Genomic DNA, 26757 nt, shown 5'->3' on the forward strand with positions numbered 1-26757 from the left:
GTCGAACCCAGGGCATCCGATGGACAAAGGCATTCTCAAGAACGTAGCGATCAATTTCTTCGGCCTCGTGCTGCCGACTTTCGTCTCGCTCGTGACCGTGCCGTCGTATATCAAACTGCTGGGCGTCGAGCGCTATGGCGTGATCAGTCTCGTGTGGACGCTGATCGGCTACTTCGGCATTCTCGATCTCGGCATGAGCATGGCCGCGCAGAATCACATTTCGAAAGCGCGCGCATCGGGCGACAAGGACGAAAGCGCGCGCGTGTTCTGGAGCGCGACGTGGCTCAATCTCGGGACCGGTGTAATCGGCGGACTGATTATTTATTTCGGCGCGTTTCTGTACACCGCGTATTTCACGAAGGTATCGCCGGAACTGCAGCACGAGGTCTACATGGCGTTGCCGTGGCTCGCGGTGGCGATTCCGCTGGCCAATGTCTCGTGGGTATTCGCAGGCGCGATCAACGGCGCGGAACGCTTCGGCGTCTACAACACGAATCAGACGATCGGCACTTTCCTGTTCCAGCTCCTGCCGCTCGGCGCGGCGCTCTGGCTCGGCGCGAATTTGCAGAACGTGCTCGCGGCCGCAGTATTCGCACGCATACTCGCCGCGATCCTGCTCGGCCGTTCGGCGCTAAAAGTGCTTGAAATACGCAGTATTCTGCCGCCGCAGCTCGGCGTGGCGAAGGGGCTTTTCAACTTCGGCGGCTGGATGCTGATTGCGAGCGTCACCAACATGATCGCCGAATCGCTCGACCGCGTGATGCTCGGCACTAGTCTCGGCGCGCGCTTCGTCACGTATTACACGGTGCCGCAAAACCTCGTCACGCGTTTGAACATCGTGCCGACCGCGATGGTGCGCACGCTGTTTCCAAGGCTCTCCGCTGTCGGCCGCGCGGACGCCGACACCATCACGCAGCAATCGCTCGAATTTCTCAACGGCGTGTTCACGCCCGTCGCGCTGATCGCGATGCTCGTGCTCGAACCGTTTTTGCATCTATGGGTGGGCAATGAGATTGCGACCGTCGCGGCGCCGGTGGGACGCATCATGATCGTCGCCGTCTGGCTCGTCGGCCAGGCGAACGTGACGCGCATCCTGATCCAGTCGCAGGTCAATCCGGCCACGGCCGCACGCGTCGGTCTCTTCGAATTGCCCTTGTTTGCAGGGGCTTTGTGGTTCGGCATCGCGCATTTCGGACTGACCGGCGCGGCGATCGCGGTGGCCGGCCGCGCACTTTTCGACTACGTCGTGCTGCTGCGGCTCTCCGCAATCCGCGCGCGGCAGATCGCGCTCGACATGCTCGCTCACCTCGTTTTCCTGCTGGCGAGCCTCTGGCTCTCCGGCTTCCTGCCCGGCCTCGCGATGGCGATTGTCGCCGGCGTGCTGATGGTCGGCGCGAACATCGCCTGGTCCATCACGATGACTCCCGCATTGCGCGATCTAGCGCGTTCACTGCTGTTGCGACTGAATCCGAGGAAAAGCGCATGAACCACGAAGTCCTTGAAGAAGCCGTGCTGCAACCGCCGACGCGCAGCGCACTGGCCGAACTGACCACGGCTCCCGCTATAGGCACGCCTTCGCGCACCGCATCGCGCGACAATAAAACCGTGCGCGTCGCGATCGTGCACGACTGGCTCGTCACCTATGCAGGCGCGGAGAAGGTGCTGGAACAGATCGTCGCGTGCTTTCCGGACGCGGACCTCTTCAGCCTCGTTGATTTTCTCGACGACCGCAGCTTCCTGCGCGGCAAGCCCGTGACCACGTCGTTTATCCAGAAGCTGCCGCTCGCACGCACGAAGTACCGCACCTATCTGCCGCTGATGCCGCTCGCCATCGAGCAACTCGATGTGTCCGCGTACGACGTCGTGATCTCGAGCAGCCACGCGGTGGCGAAGGGCATTCTCACCGGTCCCGACCAGGTGCATATCAGCTACGTGCATTCGCCGATTCGTTATGCGTGGGATTTGCAGCATCAGTACTTGCAGCAGTCGAAATTGACGAGCGGCCTCAAGTCCGCGATGGCGCGGCTGATTCTGCATTACATCCGCAACTGGGACATCCGCACGGCGAATTCCGTGGATGGCTTTATCGCGAACTCGGAGTTCATCGCGCGGCGCATCAAGAAGGTTTATCAGCGCGATGCGCAAGTGATCTTTCCGCCCGTCGACGTCGATGCTTTCACGCTATGCACGGAGAAGGACGACTTTTATCTGACCGCGTCGCGCATGGTGCCGTACAAGAAGATCGATCTGATCGTCGAGGCGTTCGCGCGTATGCCCGAGCGCAAACTCGTCGTGATCGGCGACGGTCCCGAGATGCAGAAGATCCGCGCGAAGGCCGGCGCGAATGTCGAGATCATGGGCTATCAGCCGTTCGAGGTGCTCAAGGACCGGATGAGCCGCGCGAAGGCGTTCGTGTTCGCCGCCGAGGAGGACTTCGGCATTTCGGTGGTGGAGGCGCAGGCGTGCGGGACGCCGGTGATCGCGTACGGCAAGGGCGGAGCGCTCGAAACCGTGCGCGACGTGGCCGAGCCGCGCGCGACCGGCATGTTCTTCGACGAGCAAAGCGCGGACTCGATCATTGCCGCGGTCGAGCGTTTCGACGCACACGTGAAGCGTTTTTCGCCGCTGGACTGCCGCGCGAACGCCGAGCGTTTCTCCGCGGCCAATTTCCGCGAGCGCCTTTTCGCCCATGTGCGCGCTGCTGTCCCCGCGCTGCGCAACGCGACGCTGTCGCCGTACATGCCGTATGTACCGGAGCGCGCCGGGCCTACGGCGAACGCGCCGCGCATTCTCGCGGTCGATCAAAGCGGCGTGCTCGGCGGCGCCGAATTGTCGCTGCTCGAGATCGTCAAGGCGCTGCGTTCGCGCATCGAGGTCGTGCTGTTCGACGACGGCCCGTTCCGCACCGCACTCGACAAAGCGGGCGTGAGCGTCGAGGTGCTCGACGCCGGCGCGCTGCGCAACGTGCGCAAGCAGGGCGGCTCGCTGCCGAAGGGCGCGGCGCTGAAGGGTTTGTTGTCGCTCGTTCGGGCGACGGCCAAACGCGCGCGCAATGCGCAGGTGATCTATGCGAACACGCAGCGCGCGATGGTGATCGGCGCGGTCGCGGGCAAGCTCGCGAGGCGGCCGGTGGTCTGGCATCTGCGCGACATCGTGAGTCCCGAGCATTTCGGCGGCAAGCAGCTTGCGATCATCAAGTGGTGCGCGCGCCTCGGCCTTAGCCATGTGATCGCGAATTCGGCGGCATCGGCGCGTGCCTTTGCCGAACTCACGCAGTTCGACGACAAGCGTATCGACGTCGTATTCAACGGCATTTCCGCAGCCCCGTTCGACGCGTTGCGCGACGTGCCGCAAGCGACGCTGCGCGAGCGCCTGAACCTGCCGCAGGATGCGTTTCTGGTCGGCTCGTTCAGCCGGCTCGCGCGCTGGAAAGGCCAGCATGTGCTGCTCGAAGCGATGGTCCTCAATCCGCACATGCACGCGGTGCTGGTCGGCGCGCCGCTCTTCGGCGAGGATCAGTACGAGATCGAACTGCATGCGTTCGTCGCGGCGAACAAGCTCGGTGGCCGCGTGCATTTCCTCGGCTTTCAGCACGATATTCCGGCGTGCATGTGTGCCGTCGATGCGGTCGTGCATACGTCGATCACGCCCGAGCCGTTCGGCCGCGTGATCGTCGAAGGCATGCTCGCGCAGCGGCCCGTGGTGGCCGCACGCGCGGGCGGCGTGCTGGAGATCGTCGACGACTACGAGAACGGCGTGCTGTGCACGCCGGGCGATGCGCACGCGCTGGCCGACGCGTTGGCCGAACTGCGCTCGAATGCGGAACTGCGCGAGAGGCTCGTTAAAAACGGCTACAGGACGGCGCTGAGCCGTTTCGGCACGGAAGCGTATGTCGAGAGCGTCGAGCGGATTCTGAGGCGCGTGGCGGCGTCGGCGAAGAAGTCTGCGGATGCGTGACGCTTGAGGAAGGGACGGCGCTCGCGATTTTGAGCGCCGCTTGCGTGAAAGAAAGAAAGCGGAGCATGAGTCAGCGACGAACTCGCCGGCCTTGCTCCGTTTTTTTTCAGGAACGTTACAGCGCGCTTTTCGTTTTCGGTTTGAAACTGGCCGACCACTTCATCGCCGGCAATTCGACGAGACGATAGAACACATACGCGGCAGGCACCGCGACGAGCATGTACCCGAACGACGGCCAGATCGACATCTGCAACGACGAGCGGAACAGCAGCGACGAGAGCAGCACGAAGATCGGCAGATGAATCAGATACAGCGAGAAGCTGAAGTCGCCGAAGCGCGACAGCAGCCGCAGGCCCCAACCGGCGCGGCCGCTGCCGTTGCCCTTATTGCGGTCGTTGGGTTCCAACGCCTTGTACAGATAGAACGCGAAGCCGATCGCCCACAACTGGAACGCACCGTACTGACCGAAATGAAACGCCGCGCAGCCGAGCGCGATGCAGGCCGCCGCGAGCGCGTAAAGCCACCGCGACGAACGCGTTTGCAACACGCTGTGCGCCTTCGCGTCGGCGATCCATGCGCCGAGCGTCCACGAAAACCAGTATGACGTGAAGAACTGAATGTCGTGCCGCTCGAGCGCATAAGCCGACACGACATTGACCACGCCGACTATCGCGAGCACCGACGTCATGCCAATGCGCCGGCGCAGTGCGAACAGCAGCGGATAGATCGCATAGAACTGCACTTCGAGCGAGAGCGTCCACAGCGCGCCGTTCGATCCATAGGTCTTGCCGGCCACGCCTTGCAGCGAAAACAGATTGACGAGAAATGCCTCGAGGCCGATCTCGCGAATCTTGTGGCTCACAGGCGGCAATTGCAGACTGAACCAGTCGAGTGCGAACGTCAGCAGCAATGCCGCGAGCAGCACCGGATAGATGCGCGCAAAGCGGCGCACCCAGAAGTTCGCCGCGCCGAGCCGGTAAGCGGGATTGGCGGCGAGCCGCAATGCAGCGCTGCGATGAATGCAGTAGCCGCTGATCACGAAGAAAATCGGCACGCCGGCCGAGCCCCACGCAATCGGAAAGGTCAGATAGGCGGCAATCGTATTCAGGCTGAATGAATGACCGGCGTTCTGGTGAAAGGCCTGCATGCCGACCCATTCGATCTGCCGGCAATGGAAGTACGCGACGAGCAGCGCGGCGAAGCCTCGCATTGCGTCGATCACATGTTCCTTGCCGGCGCTGTCGGCGCGCGCGTCGCTTTGCGCGCGCGGCGCGGCAAGTTTTGCCGCGGGTTTTGAGGTAGGAGACAGGGGCAGGGATGAGCCGGCGGCATCCAGTGCTGAGTCGCTCATGCGCGGTCCTTTATTCGAAGTGGTGCAATGCGGATTCGCGCGATGCGCGCGCGGTGCATCACATGCTAGTGCACCGCGCGCACCAAAAATGGATAAAAAATCGGCCATATTCTCCATTAAAAAGGCCATTTTGTGACGAATTGTAATTACACATGACGAGCCGTATCGAATAATTATTTATCCGTTTTGTCATGCTACTTTGAAGCACGGATTCTCCTGATGAGAGGTGAAGTCATGAACCTGCATTTGCTGGCCGGCATCGCCGTGCTGCTGATCCTCGTCGCCGCCTCCGCCTACCGGGAAGCGCTGCGTAATGAGCCGATCCGCCGTTTTCGCATCAATCCGGGCAAGCTGCCGCAACTCGACGAAAACGAAGAAGCCCGTTCGTAAAGCCGGCCGCGGCACGCCTCGTTGCGCACGGACTCGCGCGCGGCGCGAGAAAATCCACGAGTAAATTTTTCGCAACTGCTTAAAAATAATTCGATTTTGCAATGTAATTGTTGCCTGTCTTGCGCATTACCCGCCGCTCCAATGGATGCAAACCGGTTTTATTAAGCATTGTTTGAGAAATTTCACGCGTGATCTCGCGTGGCTTTTTTGTTAGCCTTTCCGGCGACGTCGAGCGGCCGCCATGCCCGCGACACCAATTTCTAACCGATCTGGGAATGCCTACCATGCTGAAAGTCACCAAAGCCGTGTTTCCCGTAGCGGGCCTCGGGACACGATTCCTGCCGGCTACCAAGGCAAGTCCGAAGGAAATGCTGCCTATCGTCGACAAGCCGCTGATTCAGTATGCTGTCGAAGAAGCGATTGCTGCCGGCATCACCGAAATGATCTTTGTCACGGGCCGCAGCAAGCGCGCTATCGAAGATCATTTCGACAAGTCGTATGAGATCGAGGCCGAGCTCGAAGCGCGCAACAAGCAGAAGCTGCTCGATCTCGTGCGCAGCATCAAGCCCGCTAATGTCGACTGTTTTTACGTTCGCCAGGCCGAAGCGCTCGGTCTCGGTCATGCAGTGCTGTGCGCGGAAAAGCTGGTCGGTCAGAGCCCGTTCGCGGTGATTCTCGCGGACGACCTGCTGCATAGCTCGAAGCCGGTCATGAGCCAGCTTGTCGATACGTTCAATCACTATCACAGCTCGGTGATCGGCGTGGAAACCATCGCGCGTGAAGACAGCCGCTCATACGGTGTGGTCGACGGCCGCGAGTGGGAAGACAACGTGATCAAGCTCTCGGGCATCGTCGAGAAGCCGGCGCCGGACAAGGCGCCGTCGAACCTCGGCGTAGTGGGCCGCTACGTGCTGATGCCGACCATCTTCAAGCATATTCGCGCGCTGAAGCCCGGCGCGGGCGGCGAATTGCAGTTGACCGATGCCGTGCAGTCGCTGCTCACCGAAGAGCAGGTGCTCGCCTATCGCTACTTCGGCACGCGTTTCGATTGCGGCAGCAAGCTCGGCTATCTGAAGGCGACGGTGGAGTTCGCGCTGCGTCATCCGGAAGTCAAAGACGAGTTTGGAGCCTATTTGCAGGCTTATTTGCAGGCGAACGCGCACGGCGTGCCGCCGGAGTACACGGCTGAAGCGGCCTGATTGGGGCGGCGGTCGCAACGCTCGCTACGGTCTGCGATCGCTGCGGTCCACACGTAAATCACGCAGAAAGCGCGCAATACATCGCGCGCATTGAAATCGGGCGCCTCGCAGCAACGAGGCGCCCGTCTTTTTTTGCGGCTGCCGCTACTCGAACTTCAACGCTGTTCGCGCAGCGGCGAACCTCACGCCCGGTCCTGCTTCACTTCGAGCCGGAACTTGTGCAGCAACGGCTCGGTGTAGCCGCTCGGCTGCTGACGTCCTTCGAACACGAGCGCCTGCGCGGCCTTGAACGCAATCGTGTCGAAGCCCGGCGCCATCGGCGTGTAGAACGGATCGGCGGCATTCTGCTGATCGACCACTTTCGCCATGCGCCTGAAGGTCTCCTCAACCTGCTCGCGCGTGACTACGCGGTGATGCAGCCAGTTGGCGATGTGCTGGCTCGAGATACGCAGCGTCGCGCGGTCTTCCATCAGGCCGACGTCGTGAATGTCCGGCACCTTCGAACAACCCACGCCCTGATCGATCCAGCGCACCACGTAGCCGAGAATGCCTTGCGCGTTGTTGTCCAGCTCGGCGCGGATTTCATCGGCGCTCCACTTCGCCGTTTCGACGACGGGAATCGTCAGCAGGCCGTCGAGCAATTCGTCGCGCACCTTCGCGTAATCGGTGCGCTCGAGTTCCTGCTGAACCGCCTGCACGTCGATCTGGTGATAGTGCAGCGCATGCAGCGTCGCGGCCGTGGGCGAGGGCACCCACGCGGTGTTCGCGCCGGCCTTCGGATGCCCGATCTTCTGCTCGAGCATCGCGTGCATCAGATCGGGCATCGCCCACATGCCCTTGCCGATTTGCGAGCGGCCGCGCAGCCCGGCATGCAAACCGACCAGCACATTGCTGCGCTCGTACGCTGCAATCCAGGTGCTCGACTTCATATCGCCCTTGCGCATCATCGGGCCGGCTTCCATCGCGCTGTGCATCTCGTCGCCGGTGCGGTCGAGAAAGCCCGTATTGATGAACGCGACGCGCTCCGACGCCTCGCCGATACACGCCAGCAGATTGACGCTGGTGCGGCGCTCCTCGTCCATGATGCCCATCTTGATCGTGTTGCGCGGCAGCTTCAGCAAGTCTTCGACGCGCGCAAAGAGTTCGCTCGCGAACGCCACTTCAGCCGGACCGTGCATTTTCGGCTTCACGATATAGATCGAGCCGGTGCGCGAATTGAGCCTGTTTTTGCGGTCGTGCAGCGCGCACAGCGTCGTGATAACCGCATCGAGAATGCCCTCGGGAATCTCGGCGCCGTCTTTCGTCAGCACTGCCGGATTGGTCATCAGGTGGCCGACGTTGCGGATAAAAAGCAGCGATCGCCCGTGCAGCTTGACCGGCGTTTTGCCGTCCGCGCCGACGTATTCGCGATCCGCGTTCAGACGGCGCGTGAACGTCTTGCCGTTTTTCGTGACCTCTTCGGTCAGATCGCCGTTCATCAGGCCGAGCCAGTTGCGATAGAGTTGAACCTTGTCGCTCGCGTCCACGGCCGCAACGGAATCTTCACAGTCGATGATCGTGCTCACCGCCGCTTCGACCACCACGTCCTTGACATGCGCGGCGTCGGTCTTGCCGATTGAGTCGTTCGCGTCGATCTGGATTTCGAGGTGCAGACCGTTGTGCTTGAGCAGCACCGCCGAGGGCTCGCTCGCGTCGCCCTGATAGCCGATGAATTGCGCGGGCGCAGCAAGCTCGCTCGTGCCGTTTTTCAGCGCGACGACGAGCTTGCCGTTCTGCACGCTATAGCGCGTCGCGTCGGCATGCGAGCCGTTCGCGAGCGGCGCGGCTTCGTCGAGAAACTTGCGGGCATAGGCGATGACCGCCGCGCCGCGCACCGGGTTGAAGCTCTTCTGACGCTCCGCGCCGTTGGTGTCGGGAATCGCGTCCGTGCCGTAGAGCGCGTCGTACAGGCTGCCCCAGCGCGCGTTCGCCGCATTCAGCGCATAGCGCTGGTTCGACAACGGCACCACCAGTTGCGGACCGGCCTGTTCGGCGATTTCAGTATCGACGTTCGCGGTTGTCGCCTTCACGCCGGCCGGCGCGGGCACGATATAGCCGATGCCTTCAAGAAACGCACGATACGCGCGCAAGTCGCGCACCGGGCCCGGATTCGCGCGATGCCAGTTGTCGAGTTCCGTTTGCAGGCGATCGCGCTCGGCGAGCAGCGCGCGGTTTTTGGGCGCCAGCTCGTGCACGAGGGCGTCGAAACCCGACCAGAACGCGGCGCTGTCGATTCCGGTGCCGGGCAGGGCTTCGGTTTCGACGAACTGGTCGAGATTGGCGGCGACCTGCAAGCCGCCACGCGGGTTCATCTGAGTCATCGACTGCTCCATCTGTCTGAGTGGGGCCGATGTGGGGTATCGGCCCGCGTTGGGGCTACTGCTGACAAGCTGTCTGCTGCTGTTGCTGCGTTCGGTTCGCGGATCATGCGGTCACGACGGCATTCGTGACGCACGGGCCATGCTCATGGCCTTGCCGACATCAGACGCCGAGCGCCTGAATGCCGGCCTTCGCGATCTGCGCATCCTGATCGGACTTTACGCCCGACACGCCGACCGCGCCGATCACCTGGCCTTCGACGATCACCGGCACGCCGCCTTCCAGCGTACCGGAGAGCGGCGCGCTGAGAAACGCGGTGCGGCCATTGTTGATCATGTCCTCGTATACCTTGGTTTCGCGACGGCCGATGGCCGCGGTGCGGGCCTTTTCGGTCGCGATATAGGCGCTCGCGGGCGCGCTGCCGTCCAGACGCAGCATGCCGAGCGGATGGCCGCCGTCGTCGGACACGACGATCGCGACGGCCCACCGGTTCTTCTCGGCTTCGGCACGCGCGGCTTCGAGGATGCGGGTCGTTTCGGCGATGGTCAGTACGGGTTTGCTCAGCATAATCAGGTTCCTGTCTCGTTCATGGTAGGGAGGCTTTGTGCCACTTCTTCCGGCTCGTGCGCATGTTCATGCTTGCAGTGGCTATCAAACGGGGCTATGAAGCGCAGCAATAAAGCGCGGGCCGCGTCGACAGCCATGCTGCCGTGCCAAGCTTTGGGATTTTACTTCCACGAGCGACGGGAGGAAACGGCCGCCGTCCCAAGCTTGCGGCTCGAAAGGAACAAGCGGCGCGATTTGCCGATTTACAATCGCCCAAGTGCCTCATAAAAACCAGCGAGAACCCCACATCATGCCGACCATCAGCGAGCTATTTGTCTATCCGATCAAATCCTGCGCGGGCATTGCGCTGAATGAAGCCCGTCTGCTGGCCACGGGGCTCGAATACGATCGTTACTGGATGGCCGTCGATTCAAACGGCGAGATGCTCACGCAGCGCGCGTATCCGCGCATGGCGCTCATCAAGGTGGAGATTGCGGATCATGAACTCGTGATCCGCGCGCCGGGCATGAGCGAGTTACGCACGCCGCTCGACGTCGCGCAACTCGGCGCTGCGGACAAATTCACCACGAAGGTATGGCGCGACGCCGCTTACGGACTCGACACCGGCGACGAATGCGCCGCCTGGTTCACCGCGTTTCTCGGCATGCCGGTGCGGCTGCTGCGTTTCGATCCCGAGCGCGAGCGCATTGTCGATCCCACCTACACGCAGAGCGTGGGCGGCGCCACGACTTATTTCGCCGATGGCTTTCCGTTGCTCGTGATCGGCCAGGCCTCGCTCGACGATCTGAACACGCGTCTGAACGCGAAAGGCGCGCCGTCGATTCCGATCGACCGGTTTCGTCCGAACATCGTGCTGAACGGGCTCGATGCGTATGAGGAAGATTATGTGGAGACGCTCGGCATCGACGGCGAGCACACGTCAGAGCCGCGCGTCGAGCTGCGCCTTGTGAAGCCATGCTCGCGCTGTCCGATGCCGACCATCGACCAGGCGAAGGGCGAGCGCGATCCCGAATGGCCGAACGAACCGACCGACACGATGAGCGCCTATCGCGCGAATCCGCAGCGCAACGGCGCGGTCACGTTCGGCAACAACGCGGTCGTCGCGAGCGGGGCGGGCACGTGGCTGCGCGTGGGGCAGACGGTCGAAGCGGAGTTGGGCTTCGGCGATTAGCTGGGTTTTGCAGCGCGGCCGCGCGCGTGACGTGCGTCACGCAGCCCGAGCACGCGCCGATTCATCGTGCGATGCCGCGTCTTGCACCCACATCGCTTCCACGCTTTCGCCGATCGCATCGCCGACCAGGATCACGGCGGGACTGCCGAAGCCCTCGTCGGTGGCATCCGCGGCGAGACGATCGAGGCGCGTCAGCAAGCGCCGTTCATTCGCGCTGCCGGCCCACTGCACGACCGCTGCGGGGGTGTCGGCGGGCAGGCTCGCGAGCAACGCGGCGGCGAGGCTCTCGATCCGCCGCATGCCCATATAGATCGCAAGCGTGGTGCGCGTCGCGGCGAGCGCGGCCCAGTCCGGTTCGCCGTGGTCCTCTTTGTGCGCGGTGACGAATGTCACGCCATGACAATGACGGCGATGCGTGAGCGAAATGCCGAGGCCCGCTGCGGCAGCGAAGCCCGATGAAATGCCGTTCACGATCTCAACCGGAATGCCGGCCTCGCGCAGGCTCGCGAGTTCTTCTCCCGCTCGGCCGAACAGCAGCGCTTCGCCGCCTTTCACCCTAACCACATCCAAGCCCTTCTGCGCGTACCGCCGCATCAGGCGCTCGATAAAAGCCTGCGGCGTCGAGCGGCAGCCGCCGCGTTTGCCGACGCGAATCACGCGCGCTTGCGGCGCGAGCGACACGATCTCGGGATTGGCCAGGTCGTCGAGCAGCACGACGTCGGCGGCGGCGAGCGCTTTCGCGGCCCGCAGCGTGAGCAGATCGAGTTCGCCTGGGCCGGCGCTCAATAACGTGACCTTGCCGGAGTTCGTGTTCATCGCGATGTCCTTTTGATTCTCTGGTGGCCGGCGGCTTTGGTGTGCCTCGCGTGCCGCCGGCGCAAAAACAAAAACGGCGTCCGCCCGTGATGATCACGAGGGGACGCCGTTGTCCGATGCTGCTGCGTTGCTTGCTGTGTTGCTGACTTGTTCGATGCGTCGCGAGGCACTGCGTTGTGTCTCGCGCGATGGTCGCGTGTTGCGCTCCGGCTGCGTTGCCGCAGTCGAACGTTGAACGCGACGCGCATCGTGTTTATGCAAGGAGCAGGCCAACGGAGCGCTTGCGCGGTAATGGCATGCGTATTCGTTCGACGCAAAGCGCCGATGACTCGCGCGCCGACGCTCGCGCTCCCGCATTCGAGTCGCCCTCGCACGCTTGAAAAAGCCGGTAGGGAGCGCGCTTCCCGCGCCGCCGATCCACGCACGTTTCGCACGCACACAGTGCTGCGTCGCACCATCGCTGTGCTGACGTGCATCGAAATACGTCGCGCCTCGAGTCCTTCATACGATGCCGCGATTCCTCGCAAAACCACGCGCTGCAAGGCTCACGAGCCTATAAAACCCGATTGGCACAGCCCTTGCATTTAACGGTCCCATCGGATCAACGACGATCCGCCGTGAGCGCACACAAAGCGCTCGCCGCAGCACCTAGGTCAGGACAACGGCGTCCCCCGAATTCAGTCATCGACTGGGTTCGCGGGACGCCGTTTTTATTTCCGGCGCCGCTTTGCCGATGACGGCAGCGCGGCAGCCGATGCCCAGCACATTGAGGAAACCGCGGTCATGAAAATCATCGTTATCGGTCACGGGATGGTCGGTCACAAACTGGTCGAGTGTCTGGCGCAAGACGCCGCGCACGGCCTCGACATCACCGTGCTGTGCGAAGAGCCGCGTCCCGCGTACGACCGCGTGCACCTGTCCGAATTCTTCGCGGGCAAGTCCGCAGACGACCTCTCGCTTGTCGAGCCCGGCTTTTTCGAGCGCGAGAACGTGCTGCTCAAACTGAACGCGAAGGCCGTTTCGATCGATCGCGACGCGCACACGGTCGCGCTTTCCAGTGGCGAGACGCTTGCCTACGACAAGCTCGTGATGGCCACCGGTTCGTCGCCGTTCGTGCCGCCCGTGGCAGGCCGCGAGCGCCGCGATTGCTTCGTCTACCGAACTATCGAGGATCTCGAAGCGATGCAGGAATGCGGCGCGCGCTCGAAGACGGGCACCGTCGTCGGCGGCGGGCTGCTCGGTCTCGAATGCGCGAAGGCGCTGCGCGACATGGGCCTGCAAACGCATGTGGTCGAGTTCGCGCCGCGCCTGATGGCCGTGCAGGTCGACGAAGGCGGCGGCCGCGTGCTGCGCGCGAAGATCGAGGAACTCGGCGTGACGGTCCACACGCAGAAGAACACCACGGCAATCGTCGACGGCGAAGCCGGCACGCACCGCATGCAGTTCGCCGACGGTTCGCATCTGGACACCGACATGATCGTGTTCTCCGCAGGCATCCGTCCGCGCGACGAACTGGCGCGTGCATGCGGCCTCGAAGTCGGCGCGCGTGGCGGCATTTCCATCGACGCGGCGTGCCGCACGAGCGATCCCGACATCTACGCAATCGGCGAATGTGCCGCATGGAACGGCATGGTGTATGGCCTCGTCGCGCCGGGCTACGACATGGCGCGCGTGGCCGCGAAACATCTGCTCGGCGACGACGCGGCCTTCGCGGGCGCCGACATGAGCACGAAACTGAAGCTGATGGGCGTGGACGTCGCGAGCATCGGCGATGCGCACGGCACGACGCCGGGCAGCCGCGCGTACCAGTTCAGCGACGAGCGCAAGCAGGTCTACAAAAAGCTGGTCGTCTCCGAATGCGGCAAGCAGTTGCTGGGCGCCGTGATGGTCGGCGACGCGAGCGAATACGGCACGCTGCTGCAGATGATGCTCAACGGTATCGAGCTGCCCGAGTCGCCCGAATTCCTGATCCTGCCGCCAAGCGACGGCGCCGCGAAACCGGGCCTGGGCGTCGACGCGTTGCCCGACACGGCGCAGATCTGTTCGTGCAACAACGTGTCGAAGGCCGAACTGTGCGCCGCCGTTTGCGCGGGCGCGACCGACATCGGCGCATTGAAATGCGCGACCACCGCGGGCACGTCGTGCGGCGGTTGCGTGCCGCTCGTCACGCAGGTGATGAAGGCCGAGATGAAGAAGCAGGGCCTCGCCGTGAACAATCACGTATGCGAGCACTTTGCCTATTCGCGCCAGGAGCTCTATCACATCGTGCGAGTGGAAGGCGTGCGCAGCTTCGGCGAACTGCTGTCACGGCACGGCCACGGTCTGGGCTGCGACATCTGCAAGCCGGTGGTGGCGAGCATTCTCGCGTCGTGCTGGAACGAATTCGTGCTGAAGAAAGAGCACGCGTCGTTGCAGGACACCAACGACTACTACCTCGCGAACATCCAGCGCGACGGCACCTATTCGGTGGTGCCGCGCATGCCGGGCGGCGAAGTCACACCCGACGGGCTGATCGCCGTCGCGCAGGTCGCGAAGAAATACGGCCTCTACACGAAGATCACGGGCGGTCAGCGCGTGGACCTGTTCGGCGCGCGCGTCGAGCAGTTGCCGCTGATCTGGGAAGAGCTGATCGCGGCCGGCTTCGAATCGGGGCATGCGTACGGCAAATCGCTGCGCACGGTGAAGTCGTGCGTCGGCTCGACGTGGTGCCGTTATGGCGTCGGCGATTCGGTCGGGCTCGCGGTCGAACTCGAGAACCGCTACAAGGGCTTGCGCACGCCGCACAAGATCAAGTTCGGCGTGTCGGGCTGCACACGCGAATGCGCGGAAGCCCAGGGCAAGGACGTCGGTGTGATCGCGACCGAGAAGGGCTGGAATCTCTATGTGTGCGGCAACGGCGGGATGAAGCCGCGGCATGCGGAACTGATCGCGTCGGACCTCGATCGCGAGACGCTCGTGCGCTACATCGACCGCTTCCTGATGTTCTATGTACGCACCGCCGACCGTCTGCAACGCACCAGCGTGTGGCGCGAAAGCCTGGAAGGCGGCCTGCAGTATCTGATCGACGTGGTCGTACACGACAAGCTCGACGTCGCCACGGAACTCGAAGCGGACATGCAGCGCGTGGTCGACACATACGAATGCGAGTGGAAGAAAGCGGTCACCGATCCCGAGACGCGCAAGCGCTTCCGTCACTTCGTCAACAGCGATCAGGCCGACAGCACCGTGACGTTCGTTCAGGAGCGCGGACAGATTCGCCCGGCCACGCCGGAGGAACGTCAGTCGAAGCTCGCCGCGATTCCTGTCGTAGTCGAAACCGTTTGATTCTTAGCGTCATCGAAAATGAGGAGCTCCGCCATGAGTAACGACCGCTTGCCGCAAACCTGGACCCCTGTTTGCACGCTCGACGACATCGTTCCGAACACGGGCGTCTGCGCGCTCGTCAAAGGCGAACAGGTCGCCGTATTTCACGTGAACACGGACCAAGATCAGGCCGCCGTGTACGCGATCGAAAACTTCGATCCGGGCTCGCGCGCGGCCGTGCTTTCGCGCGGGCTGATCGGCAGTCTCGGCGAGCGCGTCGTGGTGGCTTCGCCGATCTACAAGCATCACTTCGATCTGCGCACCGGCGAGTGCCTCGAAGCGCCCGCGCATTCCGTCAGCGCATTTCCCGCGCGCGTCGAAAACGGCCAGGTGTGGGTCGCCGTTTGAGCCGGTACGTTTCACCGCTGTATTAAGAACGGCCCGCATGGCACAGACGTTGCATTGACAGCGCGGGGTCCAAACAGAGTGATCATTCCGGTGCGCGGCGAAGCATGCGGCCAGCCGGGTGATCGAAAATCAGTTTAATGAGGATGTCTGATGAAAAACGTGATGAGCTCGCTTAAGAGCGGCGATTGGCGCGCGCTGGTGGCGTGTTTCCTATATTTCGACACCGGCTTTACCGTGTGGGTGCTGTATGGCCCGCTCGCGCCGTTCATCAGCAAAAGCATTTCGATGACGCCGGCGCAGCAGGGCCTGCTCGTCGCGGTGCCCGTGCTCTCCGCGGCGATCCTGCGCGTGACGCTCGGCAACCTCTATCAGTCGGCGCACGGCAAGCGCATTGCGCTGCTCGGCGTGCTGCTCTCGGCGGTGCCGACCATCGTGTTGCCGGTGCTGCCGTTCGTTCCGTCGTACACGCTGCTGCTCGTGCTCGGCGTGTTCCTCGGAGTGGGCGGTGCGAGCTTCGCAGTCGCGTTGCCGATGGCCGGCAGCAACTATCCGCCGAAAGTGCAGGGCCTCGTGCTGGGGCTTGCCGCTGCGGGCAACATCGGCGCGGTGCTCGACGGCTTCCTGTTTCCGCAGCTCGCCACGCACTACGGCTGGCAGGTCGCAACCGGCGGCGCATTGCCGCTGCTCGCGATCGCCGCGATCACGCTGTACTTCTGGGCCAACGACTCCGGCGTGAAGACAGGCAGCGTACTGCGTGCCTTCGGCGGTTTCGCGGTGACGCTCGTCGGTCTGATCGTGCTCGTGCTGCTCGTCGAAGCGGGCATCTTCGGTTCGGGCAAGACCGGCGTGCTGCTGTTGCCGGTGATCGGCGCGCTGCTCGCGATTGCGGTGCTGCCCAAGCGCTATCGCTCAGTGCTCGCGGAGCGCGATACGTGGGTCATCATGCTCGTGTACAGCATCACGTTCGGCGGTTTCGTCGGCATGTCCTCGTATGTTTCGCTGCTGCTCACCAACCTCTATCAGCTCTCGAAGATCGACGCCGGCCTCTTCATGGCGTTGCTCGCCGCAACCGGCGCGCTGGTGCGTCCGCTCGGCGGCCTGATCGCCGACAAGGTGTCCGGCGTGCGTGCGCTGACGGTGCTGCTCGCGACGATTTCGCTGTGCGACCTTGTGTTCGCGGCAGTCATGCCTTCGCTCGCAGGCGGCATCGCGCTGCTGGTGTGCCTGTACCTGGCGTTCGGACTCGGCAATGGTGCAACGTTCCAGCTCGTGCCGCATCGCTGGGCGGGCCGCACGGGCTTGATGTCGGGCATCGTCGGCGCGGCGGGCGGGATTGGCGGCTTCTATCTGCCGGTCGTCATGGGTATCGCGAAGGAAAGCACCGGTTCGTATCAGATGGGCTTTGCGACCTTCGGCGCGCTTGCCGCCTGCGCGTTCCTCGCGATCGTCGCGCTGCGCCGTCCGTGGATGGCGTGGTCGATGCAATCTGCCGGCATGCACGCGCATGCAACGGAGTGATGCGACGCTTTGATCTGAACCTTCACAAACAAATAGCGTGAGCACGATAGAACGGATTCAGACAGTGCGGGCCGACGCAGCGCAAACCGACGTGTCCAGCGAAGTGTTGAGCTCGTTGATCAACATCGCTGGGCGTCAACGGATGCTCTCGCAGCGCATCGTCTTCAAGGCGATGCTCGCGCTGCGTCAAAGCGACGGCGCGCTCGCGATCGCGCGAGACACGCTGCGCACTTTCGCGGACAGTCACGCGGCGCTCGTGCAAGGCCGCGATGGTTTGCCGGGGCTCTTTTCACCGGCGCTGCGCGAGGCCTTTCACGGCACGGGCAATGACAAAGACAAGGGCAACGGCAACGGACACGCCGCGAAGAAAATCGCCGACTTCATCGCACTGGCGTCGGCGGCGCTCGACGCGATAGGACGCAACTCGGCACGCGACTCGGCACGCGCTGAAGACGCCGTGCAGGCGTTGATCGCGTGCGCCGATCCGTTGCTGAACGACCTGCATGGCATCACGGCGGTCTACGAACAGGAGAGCCGGCGCATTGCCCGCTTGCAGAAAAAAGAACAGCAGCAATTGATCGAACGAATCAAGTCGATCGCGAAGGAAGCGCATATCGTGTCCTTCAACGGTCAGATCGTGGCGAGCCGCACGAATGTGACCGGTCGCGAGTTCGCGGTCGTCGCGGGCGTGATGACTTCGATCACGAAGGAACTCGAGTCCGTGGTGAGCGCCTTCGTGAAGAAGACTGCGTCCGCCTGATCCGCGCGCCGAGGTCTGCCCACCCGATGCTATCCCGGCTATGCTTGACGTTTTCGCCAACGTCGGGTCAGCCATATGAACAGCGGATCGCAAACGGTGTGGGAAACGGTGTGGCAGACGGCCAAGGGTGAGTTCTCGGACCTCGGCAGCGCGGCCGATCTGACTCAGGTGCTGATGCGTCTCGGCATCGCGCTCGTGCTCGGCGGCGTGATCGGTTTCGAGCGCGAGATCTCGCGGCGCGATGCCGGCATGCGCACGCATATGATGGTCGCCGTGGGCGCGGCGCTATTCGTCGTGGTGCCGCTGCAAGCCGGCTTTTCGCAAGACAATATGAGCCGCGTGCTGCAAGGGCTCGTGTCGGGCATCGGCTTTCTCGGCGCGGGCGCCGTCATCAAACTCAGTGCGCAGCGCGAGGTGCGCGGCCTGACGACGGCCGCAAGCCTGTGGCTGAGCGCGGGTGTCGGCATGGCGGCGGGCCTTGGGCGCGAAGCCACCGCGATTCTGAGCGTGGTCATTGCGCTGCTGATTCTCTCGAGCGCGCGACTCGTGAAAGGCCGCGCGCATCCACGAAAATAAGCGTGCGTCGACGTTAGAACTTATGACGCAGCGCGACTCGCGCGGCGACCTGCGTACCCGTCGACGACGGCGCCTGCACGCCCGGAATAAACGCGTTATCGAGGATCGAATGCGTCGAGTCTCCCGTGACCTTCTGATACACGCCCTGCACGTAAACGTCCGTGCGTTTGGACAGGTTGTAGTCCGCCATCAGACCGGCCGAATGAATCTTCGGCTTCACGCCGCCTGACGACGCGTCGTAATTCTCCATCGTGTACACGTACTGCGCACCGACGAAGAACGCGGGCGTGAACTGGTATTTGCCGTTCACTTCGAAGTTCTGGTACTTCAGCGTGTTCAACGTCACGCCCGCCGCCGCGAGCGGCACGCCGATATAGCCGTTGCCCGTTGGGCTCCTGTAGCTGGAGTTCGTATAAGCGAAACCGGCGGTGGCCGAGCCGAACGTATAGTTGATGCCGCCGCCGAAAATCCGCATGCGTCCGGCGATGAAGCTCGCGTCGTTCGCCGTGATCGCGCCGGTCGCGCCCACGCCGGGGTTATTCGCCTGCAGATAGGCGGCCGCAATCAGAAGGCCGCCGGTCGCGTACTGCGCGCCGAAGCTGTACGCGCGATTGTTCGCGAAGTTCGTGTCGTTGCTGAAGCTGTAGACGCCGCCGAACTGCAGGCCCGCGAAATTCGGGTTCGCGTATTTCACGCTGTTGCCGAGGCGAAACGAGTTGTCGGTGTTGTCGTTGTCGTACGGATGCGCGAACAGATAGCCGGCCCAGTTGCCGTTCGCCGTCGTCTGCGCGAGGTAGTCGACGACGGAGTCGTACTGTCGTCCGAACGTGAGCGTGCCGAACCGGTTGTCGCTCAAACCCACGTACGCCTGGCGGCCGAACATGCGGCCGCCCTGGCCGAGCCGCCCCGAATTGATGTCGAAGCCGTTTTCCAACTGGAACACGGCCTGCGTCCCGCCGCCCAGATCTTCCGAGCCCTTCAGGCCCCAGCGGCTGCCTTGCGCGTAGCCGCTCGCCATTTCCCACACTGCACCGTGTCCGGCGTTGTTGGTGTAGTCGAGGCCTTCGTCGAGCACGCCGTACAGCGTGTCACGCTGCTTTGCGCGAACGCGCAGGGACTGGCCAGCGAGGCGAGGGCGGCAATAGCGCCCGCAATGGCCTTGGCATTAGCCGTGGCGAACAGGTTCTTTCTCATCATCGTGAACTCCAGACGTTGGTAATGAGCGGCCCGATGCCAGGACTCGGCGCGGCCGCTGCTTTTTGGCGAAGCCCGGATTCTGCTATTCGAGAAGCGGCTCGCGTATGAGGCACATCCCTGGATAAACGTGATTTTTTCGAATGTTTGTCCCGCGAATTATTCGCTTGTGGCCGGTAATCAGGCCGACAAAAATTCCGTCCATGCACTTTTTCATGAAGACGGAAACGCAAGGCATGCGTTTTCCGCAGGCAAGAAAACGAAGGAGACGAACATGCGACTCGACCGGAACTATGTGAACGGCCGCTTTCTCGAACCGGCCGCCGATGCCGGTTCACCCACGCATCAGGCGTTGATCGCCGTCCACAACCCAGCGACCGAAGCGCTCATTGCGCACGTCACCGCCGCGACTCGCGCGGAAGCCGTGGCCGCCGTCGATGCCGCCGCGCTCGCGCAAAAGGCGTGGCGCAAGCTGCCGTCGGTGGAACGCGGCGCGTGGCTGCACAAGCTCGCCGACGCGCTCACCGAATGCGCGCCGGCCATCGGCGCGGCGCTCGCGCTCGAATCGGGCAAGAGTCTCGCCGATGCCACCAACGAAGCGATCTACGCCGCGCAGATCACGCGTTACCACGCAGAGTGGGCGCGGCGCATCGAAGGCGAAGTGATTCCAAGCGATACGCCCGACGAAAACCTCGTGCTGCATCGCGAGCCGATCGGCGTGGTCGCGTGCCTGATTCCGTTCAACTACCCGGTCTACACGTTCATGCGCAAGGTGGCGCCCGCGCTGATCGCGGGCAACACGGTCGTCGTGCGCCCGAGCAACAACACACCGACTTCGGCATTCGAAATCGCGAAGGCCGTCGAGAAGGCCGGTTTGCCCGCAGGCGTCGTCAACATTCTCGCGATGGATCATGCGACCGCCGAGGCGCTGTGCACGCATCCCAAGGTCGGCATGATCACGTTGACGGGCAGCGTCGGCGCGGGCCGCAAGGTGCTCGATTACTGCAAGGCGAATATCGCCAAGCCGTCGCTCGAATTGGGCGGCAAGACGCCGGCCATTATCGAAGCCGACGCCGATCTGGAAAAAGCCGCGCGTGAACTGGTCGCGTCGAAAACCACGCACTGCGGCCAGCTTTGCACGGCAATCGAACGCGTCTATGTGCAGGAAAGCGTGCATGACCGCTTCGTCGCGCTGCTCAAGCGCCACATGAGCGCAGTCGAGTTCGGCGACCGCAGCGAACAGCCGTCGCTGATGGGTCCGCTCGTCAATGAAGCCTCGCGTCAGTCGATTCACGCGATGGTCGAGCGCGCGGTTGCAGCAGGCGCGACGCTGGAAACAGGCGGCACGCTGCCGGCGTCGACGGAACGCAAAGGGTTCTTCTATCCGGCCACGTTGCTGTCGAACTGCCGGCAGGACATGGAGATCGTGCAGGAAGAGACCTTCGGCCCCGTGATGCCGGTCGTCAAATACCGCACGCTCGACGAAGCACTCGAGATGGCCAACGATCACCAGTTCGGTTTGTCGTCGGTGCTTTACACCGAGAACTATCGCAGCGCGATGAAGATCGCCAACGGCATCGAGGCGGGCGAGCTGTATGTGAACCGCACGCCGGCCGATCCTTATCAGGGCTTTCATGCCGGCTGGAAACGCTCGGGGCTCGGCGGCGACGACGGCAAGCACGGCATGCTCGAATTCACGCAGACGCGTCTTGTCGTCATGAAGTACTGATGCAAACACGCAGCAAAACCGCTGCGCATTCATAACAAAACATCAAAACATATTGGAGACTCACGGGCCGCTCATGCGGCGCGGGGTCTCTCAGGAGGCTCACGTGTCATCTCAACCCGTCCGATCCGCTTCGAACGCCGCAGCGCTGGCGTTAAACGAAAACGACCTGCAAACCGCGCTGCAAAACACCAAAGCGCGCCGTTATACGCAACTGATGTTGCTGGTTCTCGCAGCCGGCGCGATCTATCCGATCCTGTATCTGCGGCAGGTTTATCAGCCGACGATGCTCGAAGTGTTTCATATCACCGATAGTCAACTCGGCTATCTGTATTCGTCGCTCGGCACCATTTTTCTGCTCAGCTATCTGCCGAGCGGCTGGCTCGCGGATCGCATTGCGCCACGCCTGTTGATCTGCTTTTCGCTGATCGCAACCGGCGTACTCGGGCTCTGGTATTCGACCGCGCCTTCGTTTCAGATGCTGATGCTGATCTTCGGCGGCTGGGGCTTGTCGACGGGCCTGACGTTCTGGGCCGCTGTCATCAAACGCGTGACGATGATCGCCGGCGCCGACGAGCAAGGCCGCTTCTTCGGTCTGCTCGACGGCGGGCGCGGGCTCATCGAGGCGATGCTCGCGACGGTCGCGATCACGCTCTTCGCATGGGCGACGCAGACGAAGGGCGAGTCAGTCGCCGCGGGTTTCAGAATGGTCGTCTACATGTACGCGTTCTTGTGCATTGCGCTCGGTGTGGTGCTGGTTCTCGTGAAAGACCCGCAAGGCGAGCAGGGCGCGCGTGACGACGCGGCCAATCGCGCTGCGCGCCGGCGCAACAACGTGCTCGCCGATCTCGCCACGCTCGCAAAGATTCCGGAGTTGTGGCTCGTCGCGGCGATCGTGTTCTGCGGCTACCAGGTGTTCTGGGCGACGTATAGCTTTTCCGCCTATCTGCACGAAGGCGAAATCGGCCTGACCGTCGTCATGGCCGGCACGATCACCACGCTCAAACTGTGGATGCGGCCGATTGGCGGCATTGGCGGCGGCTTTCTCGGCGACCGTTACTCGAAGGTATCGGTGCTGGTCATCGCGCTGTTCCTCGCCGCGCTGTCGCTGCTCGGACTGATGGCCGCACCGCGCATTGCGAGCCACGTATTGCTGGTGTTCCTCGTGCTGTTCATCGGCATTCTGACCTATGCGATTCGCGGGCTTTACTGGTCGCTGCTGGACCGCTGCAACATTCCCGTTTCGACGATGGGCCTCGCCATCGGCCTCATCTCCGTACTCGGTTATTCGCCCGACGTATTTCTGCCGCTCGTCAACGGTTATCTGACGCAGACGTTCCCCGGCGTATTCGGCTATCAGCTGTATTTCGGTTATGTGGCGGCGATGGCTGCGCTCGGCGGTTTTGCGGGGCTCGCGTTGAGAAACATGCTTAACAGGAAAGAGGTTGCGTAAATGAAAGTTGTCTCCCTCGAAACGCATATCGTTGCCGTACCGCCGCCGCACGTGGGCGGCATGTACTGGATCTTCGTCAAGCTGAAGACCGATTGCGGTATTGAAGGCGTCGGCGAAATCTATTCGGCGACGTTTCATCCGAAAGCAATGACGCATATCGTCGACGATGTCTTTGCGCGCTATTTGCTCGACAAGGACCCGCATCATATCGAGCGCTTGTGGCGCGAAGCCTATTCGAGCGGCTTCACGCAACGTCCCGATCTGACGATGATGGGCGTGGTGAGCGGCCTCGAAATGGCGTGCTGGGACATTATCGGCAAGGCGGCAGGCAAGCCGGTTTACGAATTGCTCGGCGGCATGGTGAATCAGCGTCTGCGCTCATACACGTACCTGTACCCGAAGAACAGCCTCGGTGAATACGACTACGACGATCCCGATCTTGCCGCCGAATGCGCCGCCGGGAATGTGAAGCGCGGCTTTACCGCGGTGAAGTTCGATCCGGCCGGGCCGTACACAGCGTACTCGGGGCATCAACTGTCGATGGAAGTACTCGACCGCTGCGAGACATTCTGCCGGCGCGTGCGCGAAGCGGTGGGGAGCAAGGCCGATCTGCTGTTCGGTACGCATGGACAGATGGTGCCTTCATCGGCAATCCGGCTTGCGAAGCGCCTCGAAAAATACGATCCGCTATGGTTCGAGGAACCCGTGCCGCCCGGCCAGGAAGACGCGATGTCGCAAGTCTCGCGGCACACGAGCATTCCGATTGCAGCCGGCGAGCGGCTGACTACGAAGTACGAATTTTTCAGGCTGCTGCAAGCGGGCGCCGCATCGATTCTGCAATTGAACGTGGCGCGCGTGGGCGGTCTGCTCGAAGCGAAGAAAGTGGCCGCGCTCGCCGAGGTGTATTACGCGCAGATCGCACCGCATCTGTACAACGGTCCGATTGGTGCGGCCGCAAGCATTCAGTTGGCGACATGCACGCCGAACTTCCTGATTCAGGAAAGCATCGGCACGTGGGACGGTTTTCATGCAGCGGTTCTAAAGAAGCCGATTCAATGGGAAGACGGCTACATCATTCCGTCGCGCGAACCTGGGCTTGGCGTCGAGCTGAACATGGAAGTCGTCGCACAGCACACGCCGTACACGGGCGAGCGTCTGCATCTGCAAATGGCCGCACAACCTGCCGACGTGAAAGATCTCGCGCCGGCCAAGGGTTAGAGCATGAACTACGATTACATCATCGTCGGCGCGGGTTCGGCGGGCTGCATTCTCGCTAATCGCCTGTCGGCGTCGGGCCAATATTCGGTGCTGCTGCTCGAGGCGGGCGGCAAGGACAGTTCGTTCTGGTTCAGGATTCCAGTGGGCTTTACGAAGACCTACTACAACGAAACCTATAACTGGATGTATTACAGCGAGCCGGAAAAGGAACTGGATAACCGGCCTATCTATTGTCCGCGCGGCAAGGTGCAGGGCGGCTCCGGCTCCATCAACGCGATGATTTACGTGCGCGGGCAAGCGGGCGATTTCGACGATTGGGCGGCAGCGGGCAACTCCGGCTGGGCGTTTCGCGACGTGCTACCGTATTTCCGCAAGCTCGAATCGCATCCGCTTGGCAATACGAAATATCACGGCGCCGATGGGCCGATCCGCATCTCGCCGATGAAAGACGCCGTGCATCCGATTTGCCACGTCTTTCTGAAGGGCTGCGATCAGGCCGGCTATCAGCGCAGCGACGACTTCAACGGCGCGCAATTCGAAGGCGCCGGTATCTACGATGTGAACACGCGCAATGGGCAGCGCTCGTCGAGCAGCTTCGAGTATCTGCATCCGGCGCTCGCGCGGAAAAATCTCACGATCGAGCATAACGTGCTGGTCGATCGTGTGCTGTTCGACGGCGAGCGGCGCGCGATTGGCGTGAGCGTCACGCAGGAGGGTGTCGTGCGGCGTTTCATGGCGAACCGCGAGGTGATCTTGTGCGCGGGCGCGGTCGATTCGCCGAAGCTCCTGCAACTGTCCGGCGTCGGCGACAGTGCGCTGCTCACGAAACACGGCATCGCCACCGTCAATGAGTTGCCCGCCGTCGGCCGCAATTTGCAGGACCATTTGTGCGTGAGCTTCTACTACCGCGCGAACGTCAAAACGCTCAACGACGAAATGCGGCCGCTTCTCGGCAAGCTCAAGCTCGGGCTGCAATATCTGCTCACGCGCAAGGGGCCGCTTGCAATGAGCGTGAATCAGTCGGGCGGTTTTTTCAAAGGCAGTGAACGCGAGGCGCAGCCGAACTTGCAGCTTTACTTCAATCCGCTGTCGTACCGCATTCCGAAGAGCAGCAAGGCGAATCTCGAACCGGAGCCGTACTCGGGTTTCCTGCTCGCATTCAACCCTTGCCGGCCGACGAGCCGCGGCTCGATCGAAATCGCGTCGAATCGCGCGGCCGACGCCGCGAAGATTCTCCTGAACGCGCTCAGCACGCAGAAGGACATCGACGAAGTGATCCAGGGTTGCGAACTCGTGCGCAAGATCATGGGCTCGCCGGCACTGAAGGAGATCACAGTCGAGGAAATCTCGCCGGGGCCGCAGGTCGCGTCGCGCGAAGACTTCCTGCAATATTTCCGCGAGCAGTCCGGCTCGATCTATCACCTGTGCGGCTCGTGCGCGATGGGCGACGATCCGCGGACGTCGGTGGTGGATGCGCGTTTGCGCGTGCACGGCATGGCGGGCTTGCGCGTCGTCGATGCGTCGATCTTCCCGAACATCACATCCGGCAACATCAATGCGCCGACGATGATGGTCGCGGAGAAGGGCGCCGACATGATTCTCGAAGACGCCGCCGCGCAGGGCGCGCGCGAGGCTGAGGTGGCGGAGTGGGCTAGCGCCGCTTGAGGGATGTGGCGTTGTGTTCAAGCTGACGAGGACAGCGCGCCGATGCAATGCGGTCGGCGCGTTTTTTATCGGCACTCTGTGAAAAACAAACGCGGTTGACGCCGCGCGTTTCACTACACGTTACACGTCGCCGAGCGGCATCGCCTCCGACCCTTCGAACGACCGCTCGCCCAGCCAGATTTCCTGTTGCAGCCAGTCGCGAAACAGCGCGACGTGCGGCAATTCCTCCTGCCCGGCGCGCGTCACAAGCCAGTACGACTGATGGCCGTCGACGTGCACGTTCAGCACCTGCACCAGTTGCCCGTCGGCGAGTTCACGCGCGACCATGTGACGGTCGGCAATCGTCACACCGAGGCCGTCGATGGCGGCACGAATCGCGTGGTCGAGCAGATCGAATTCATAGCCGCCGCGCGTATCCACATTGTCGATTCCGGCCGCCTTCAGCCAGTGTTGCCAGGTCAGGTAACGCTGATCCGCGCTCGCCAATACGTGCAGCAGCGTGAATTCGTTCAGATCGATCGACGCGCGCCCCGCCTGGCGCGCGAGCAGCGCGGGCGCGCAGACGGCGACGTGCCGCTCGTTCATCAACAGACGATTGTCGAAACCTTCCCACTCGCCGTTGCCGAAGCGGATCGCGCAATCGAGCACGCCGGATTCCGCGAGCTTGTCGTCGATGCGCGTCGACAGGCTCAGTTCGAGATGCGGGTGCGCGTCGCGCAGCCGGCCGAGACGCGGCATCAGCCAGCGGCTCGTGAAGGTGGGCGGTGCGTTGATACGCAGCCGGTTGCGATGCGTTTTCTCCTGCAGGCTGCGCACCGTCAGTTCGATACGGTCGAACGATTGCTGCAGCGCCTGCAACAGCACGCGCCCGGCCGCCGACAGTTCGAGATGGTGATGATGGCGTTGCAGCAGCGTCTCGCCGATTTGCGCCTCGAGTTGACGCACTTGCCGGCTCACGGCGCTTTGCGTGACGTTCAGCAATTCCGCGGCGCGCGTGAAGCTGCCGGTGCGGCCAGCCACTTCGAAGGCTTTGAGCGCGTTCAGCGCCGGCATTTTGCGTTTCAAGATGTTCGACCGGGAGAGGGAAGCGCGACGCGCGATGTGCCCGGTATTTTAGCGGCTGGGGT

19 protein-coding genes and 1 pseudogene are annotated in these 26757 nt (G+C 62.7%); 14 read left to right on the forward strand and 6 right to left on the reverse strand.

Annotation, left to right across the window (positions count from 1 at the left end):
* The first annotated feature begins 19 nt into the window (after nt 1-19).
* Entirely contained in the window at nt 20-1486 is a 1467-nt protein-coding gene (locus tag BGRAMDRAFT_RS12000; protein ID WP_006049005.1) for a flippase, read from the forward strand.
* Nucleotides 1483-3957 (forward strand): glycosyltransferase family 4 protein, encoded by a 2475-nt coding sequence (locus BGRAMDRAFT_RS12005; RefSeq protein ID WP_006049006.1) that lies wholly within the window; start codon nt 1483-1485, stop codon nt 3955-3957. Before BGRAMDRAFT_RS12000 ends, BGRAMDRAFT_RS12005 begins: the two co-directional genes overlap by 4 nt.
* Nucleotides 3958-4072: 115 nt before the next feature.
* Here BGRAMDRAFT_RS12005 and BGRAMDRAFT_RS12010 read toward each other — a convergent pair whose 3' ends face one another.
* The gene (locus BGRAMDRAFT_RS12010; protein ID WP_006049007.1) at nt 4073-5308 is read right to left on the reverse strand and encodes an acyltransferase family protein; all 1236 of its coding nucleotides are present in this window, start codon (nt 5306-5308) and stop codon (nt 4073-4075) included.
* A 234-nt stretch (nt 5309-5542) separates the two neighbouring features.
* Between BGRAMDRAFT_RS12010 and BGRAMDRAFT_RS34510 the strand changes: the two genes are divergently transcribed.
* A complete protein-coding gene (locus BGRAMDRAFT_RS34510) occupies nt 5543-5698 on the forward strand; it encodes a hypothetical protein (protein ID WP_006049008.1) in 156 nt (51 codons plus the stop codon).
* Between the two features lie 284 nt (nt 5699-5982).
* The gene (galU, locus tag BGRAMDRAFT_RS12015) at nt 5983-6897 is read left to right on the forward strand and encodes a UTP--glucose-1-phosphate uridylyltransferase GalU (protein WP_006049009.1); all 915 of its coding nucleotides are present in this window, start codon (nt 5983-5985) and stop codon (nt 6895-6897) included.
* Nucleotides 6898-7079: 182 nt separating this feature from the next.
* Here the strand turns inward: galU and BGRAMDRAFT_RS12020 are convergent, their stop codons facing one another.
* Both BGRAMDRAFT_RS12020 and BGRAMDRAFT_RS12025 read right to left on the reverse strand, forming a co-directional pair.
* Nucleotides 7080-9257, reverse strand: coding sequence for a malate synthase G (locus BGRAMDRAFT_RS12020; protein WP_006049010.1), 2178 nt, complete (start codon nt 9255-9257; stop codon nt 7080-7082).
* A 160-nt stretch (nt 9258-9417) separates the two neighbouring features.
* Nucleotides 9418-9822 carry a GlcG/HbpS family heme-binding protein gene (locus BGRAMDRAFT_RS12025; protein ID WP_006049011.1) on the reverse strand — a complete coding sequence of 135 codons (405 nt, stop codon included), beginning with the start codon at nt 9820-9822 and terminating at the stop codon, nt 9418-9420.
* Between the two features lie 289 nt (nt 9823-10111).
* Between BGRAMDRAFT_RS12025 and BGRAMDRAFT_RS12030 the strand changes: the two genes are divergently transcribed.
* Nucleotides 10112-10993, forward strand: coding sequence for an MOSC domain-containing protein (locus BGRAMDRAFT_RS12030; RefSeq protein ID WP_006049012.1), 882 nt, complete (start codon nt 10112-10114; stop codon nt 10991-10993).
* Between the two features lie 36 nt (nt 10994-11029).
* Here the strand turns inward: BGRAMDRAFT_RS12030 and cobA are convergent, their stop codons facing one another.
* Nucleotides 11030-11809 carry a uroporphyrinogen-III C-methyltransferase gene (gene cobA, locus BGRAMDRAFT_RS12035; protein WP_006049013.1) on the reverse strand — a complete coding sequence of 260 codons (780 nt, stop codon included), beginning with the start codon at nt 11807-11809 and terminating at the stop codon, nt 11030-11032.
* 783 nt (nt 11810-12592) lie between these two features.
* On the opposite strand from cobA, the gene nirB reads away from it, so the two are divergent.
* The 5 genes from nirB to BGRAMDRAFT_RS12060 all read left to right on the forward strand — a co-directional run bounded on the left by nirB (nt 12593) and on the right by BGRAMDRAFT_RS12060 (nt 18374).
* Nucleotides 12593-15133 carry a nitrite reductase large subunit NirB gene (gene nirB / locus BGRAMDRAFT_RS12040; protein WP_006049014.1) on the forward strand — a complete coding sequence of 847 codons (2541 nt, stop codon included), beginning with the start codon at nt 12593-12595 and terminating at the stop codon, nt 15131-15133.
* A 33-nt stretch (nt 15134-15166) separates the two neighbouring features.
* Entirely contained in the window at nt 15167-15520 is a 354-nt protein-coding gene (nirD, locus tag BGRAMDRAFT_RS12045; RefSeq protein WP_006049015.1) for a nitrite reductase small subunit NirD, read from the forward strand.
* Between the two features lie 150 nt (nt 15521-15670).
* On the forward strand, nt 15671-17038 hold the full coding sequence (locus BGRAMDRAFT_RS12050; RefSeq protein WP_006049016.1) for an MFS transporter: 1368 nt from the start codon (nt 15671-15673) through the stop codon (nt 17036-17038).
* Between the two features lie 37 nt (nt 17039-17075).
* The gene (locus tag BGRAMDRAFT_RS12055) at nt 17076-17798 is read left to right on the forward strand and encodes a type IV pili methyl-accepting chemotaxis transducer N-terminal domain-containing protein (protein WP_044020882.1); all 723 of its coding nucleotides are present in this window, start codon (nt 17076-17078) and stop codon (nt 17796-17798) included.
* 75 nt (nt 17799-17873) lie between these two features.
* Complete coding sequence (locus BGRAMDRAFT_RS12060) at nt 17874-18374, forward strand: MgtC/SapB family protein (RefSeq protein ID WP_006049018.1); 501 nt, start codon at nt 17874-17876, stop codon at nt 18372-18374.
* A gap of 13 nt (nt 18375-18387) precedes the next feature.
* Here the strand turns inward: BGRAMDRAFT_RS12060 and BGRAMDRAFT_RS12065 are convergent.
* Nucleotides 18388-19568, reverse strand: a pseudogene (locus BGRAMDRAFT_RS12065) (porin).
* A 274-nt stretch (nt 19569-19842) separates the two neighbouring features.
* Between BGRAMDRAFT_RS12065 and aldA the strand changes: the two are divergent.
* The 4 genes from aldA (at nt 19843) to BGRAMDRAFT_RS12085 (ending at nt 25630) form a co-directional block, all read left to right on the forward strand.
* Nucleotides 19843-21297: an aldehyde dehydrogenase gene (aldA, locus tag BGRAMDRAFT_RS12070; RefSeq protein WP_006049020.1), complete on the forward strand. Its 1455-nt coding sequence runs from the start codon at nt 19843-19845 to the stop codon at nt 21295-21297.
* Nucleotides 21298-21400: 103 nt separating this feature from the next.
* Nucleotides 21401-22747, forward strand: coding sequence for an MFS transporter (locus tag BGRAMDRAFT_RS12075; RefSeq protein WP_006049021.1), 1347 nt, complete (start codon nt 21401-21403; stop codon nt 22745-22747).
* Nucleotides 22748-23965 (forward strand): mandelate racemase/muconate lactonizing enzyme family protein, encoded by a 1218-nt coding sequence (locus tag BGRAMDRAFT_RS12080; RefSeq protein WP_006049022.1) that lies wholly within the window; start codon nt 22748-22750, stop codon nt 23963-23965.
* Nucleotides 23966-23968: 3 nt separating this feature from the next.
* Complete coding sequence (locus BGRAMDRAFT_RS12085) at nt 23969-25630, forward strand: GMC family oxidoreductase (protein ID WP_006049023.1); 1662 nt, start codon at nt 23969-23971, stop codon at nt 25628-25630.
* Nucleotides 25631-25750: 120 nt separating this feature from the next.
* Here the strand turns inward: BGRAMDRAFT_RS12085 and BGRAMDRAFT_RS12090 are convergent, their stop codons facing one another.
* On the reverse strand, nt 25751-26683 hold the full coding sequence (locus BGRAMDRAFT_RS12090; RefSeq protein ID WP_006049024.1) for a LysR substrate-binding domain-containing protein: 933 nt from the start codon (nt 26681-26683) through the stop codon (nt 25751-25753).
* Between the last annotated feature and the right edge of the window lie 74 nt (nt 26684-26757).

The organism is Paraburkholderia graminis C4D1M, from assembly GCF_000172415.1.
Classification (GTDB): domain Bacteria; phylum Pseudomonadota; class Gammaproteobacteria; order Burkholderiales; family Burkholderiaceae; genus Paraburkholderia; species Paraburkholderia graminis.

What these genes read in the sequence shown, in the direction of transcription:
- BGRAMDRAFT_RS12000 (WP_006049005.1), top strand. Translation starts at nt 20, where the DNA reads ATGGACAAAGGCATTCTCAAGAACGTAGCGATCAATTTCTTCGGCCTC.
- BGRAMDRAFT_RS12005 (WP_006049006.1), top strand. Translation starts at nt 1,483, where the DNA reads ATGAACCACGAAGTCCTTGAAGAAGCCGTGCTGCAACCGCCGACGCGC.
- BGRAMDRAFT_RS12010 (WP_006049007.1), bottom strand. Translation starts at nt 5,308, where the DNA reads ATGAGCGACTCAGCACTGGATGCCGCCGGCTCATCCCTGCCCCTGTCT.
- BGRAMDRAFT_RS34510 (WP_006049008.1), top strand. Translation starts at nt 5,543, where the DNA reads ATGAACCTGCATTTGCTGGCCGGCATCGCCGTGCTGCTGATCCTCGTC.
- galU (WP_006049009.1), top strand. Translation starts at nt 5,983, where the DNA reads ATGCTGAAAGTCACCAAAGCCGTGTTTCCCGTAGCGGGCCTCGGGACA.
- BGRAMDRAFT_RS12020 (WP_006049010.1), bottom strand. Translation starts at nt 9,257, where the DNA reads ATGACTCAGATGAACCCGCGTGGCGGCTTGCAGGTCGCCGCCAATCTC.
- BGRAMDRAFT_RS12025 (WP_006049011.1), bottom strand. Translation starts at nt 9,822, where the DNA reads ATGCTGAGCAAACCCGTACTGACCATCGCCGAAACGACCCGCATCCTC.
- BGRAMDRAFT_RS12030 (WP_006049012.1), top strand. Translation starts at nt 10,112, where the DNA reads ATGCCGACCATCAGCGAGCTATTTGTCTATCCGATCAAATCCTGCGCG.
- cobA (WP_006049013.1), bottom strand. Translation starts at nt 11,809, where the DNA reads ATGAACACGAACTCCGGCAAGGTCACGTTATTGAGCGCCGGCCCAGGC.
- nirB (WP_006049014.1), top strand. Translation starts at nt 12,593, where the DNA reads ATGAAAATCATCGTTATCGGTCACGGGATGGTCGGTCACAAACTGGTC.
- nirD (WP_006049015.1), top strand. Translation starts at nt 15,167, where the DNA reads ATGAGTAACGACCGCTTGCCGCAAACCTGGACCCCTGTTTGCACGCTC.
- BGRAMDRAFT_RS12050 (WP_006049016.1), top strand. Translation starts at nt 15,671, where the DNA reads ATGAAAAACGTGATGAGCTCGCTTAAGAGCGGCGATTGGCGCGCGCTG.
- BGRAMDRAFT_RS12060 (WP_006049018.1), top strand. Translation starts at nt 17,874, where the DNA reads ATGAACAGCGGATCGCAAACGGTGTGGGAAACGGTGTGGCAGACGGCC.
- aldA (WP_006049020.1), top strand. Translation starts at nt 19,843, where the DNA reads ATGCGACTCGACCGGAACTATGTGAACGGCCGCTTTCTCGAACCGGCC.
- BGRAMDRAFT_RS12080 (WP_006049022.1), top strand. Translation starts at nt 22,748, where the DNA reads ATGAAAGTTGTCTCCCTCGAAACGCATATCGTTGCCGTACCGCCGCCG.
- BGRAMDRAFT_RS12085 (WP_006049023.1), top strand. Translation starts at nt 23,969, where the DNA reads ATGAACTACGATTACATCATCGTCGGCGCGGGTTCGGCGGGCTGCATT.
- BGRAMDRAFT_RS12090 (WP_006049024.1), bottom strand. Translation starts at nt 26,683, where the DNA reads ATGCCGGCGCTGAACGCGCTCAAAGCCTTCGAAGTGGCTGGCCGCACC.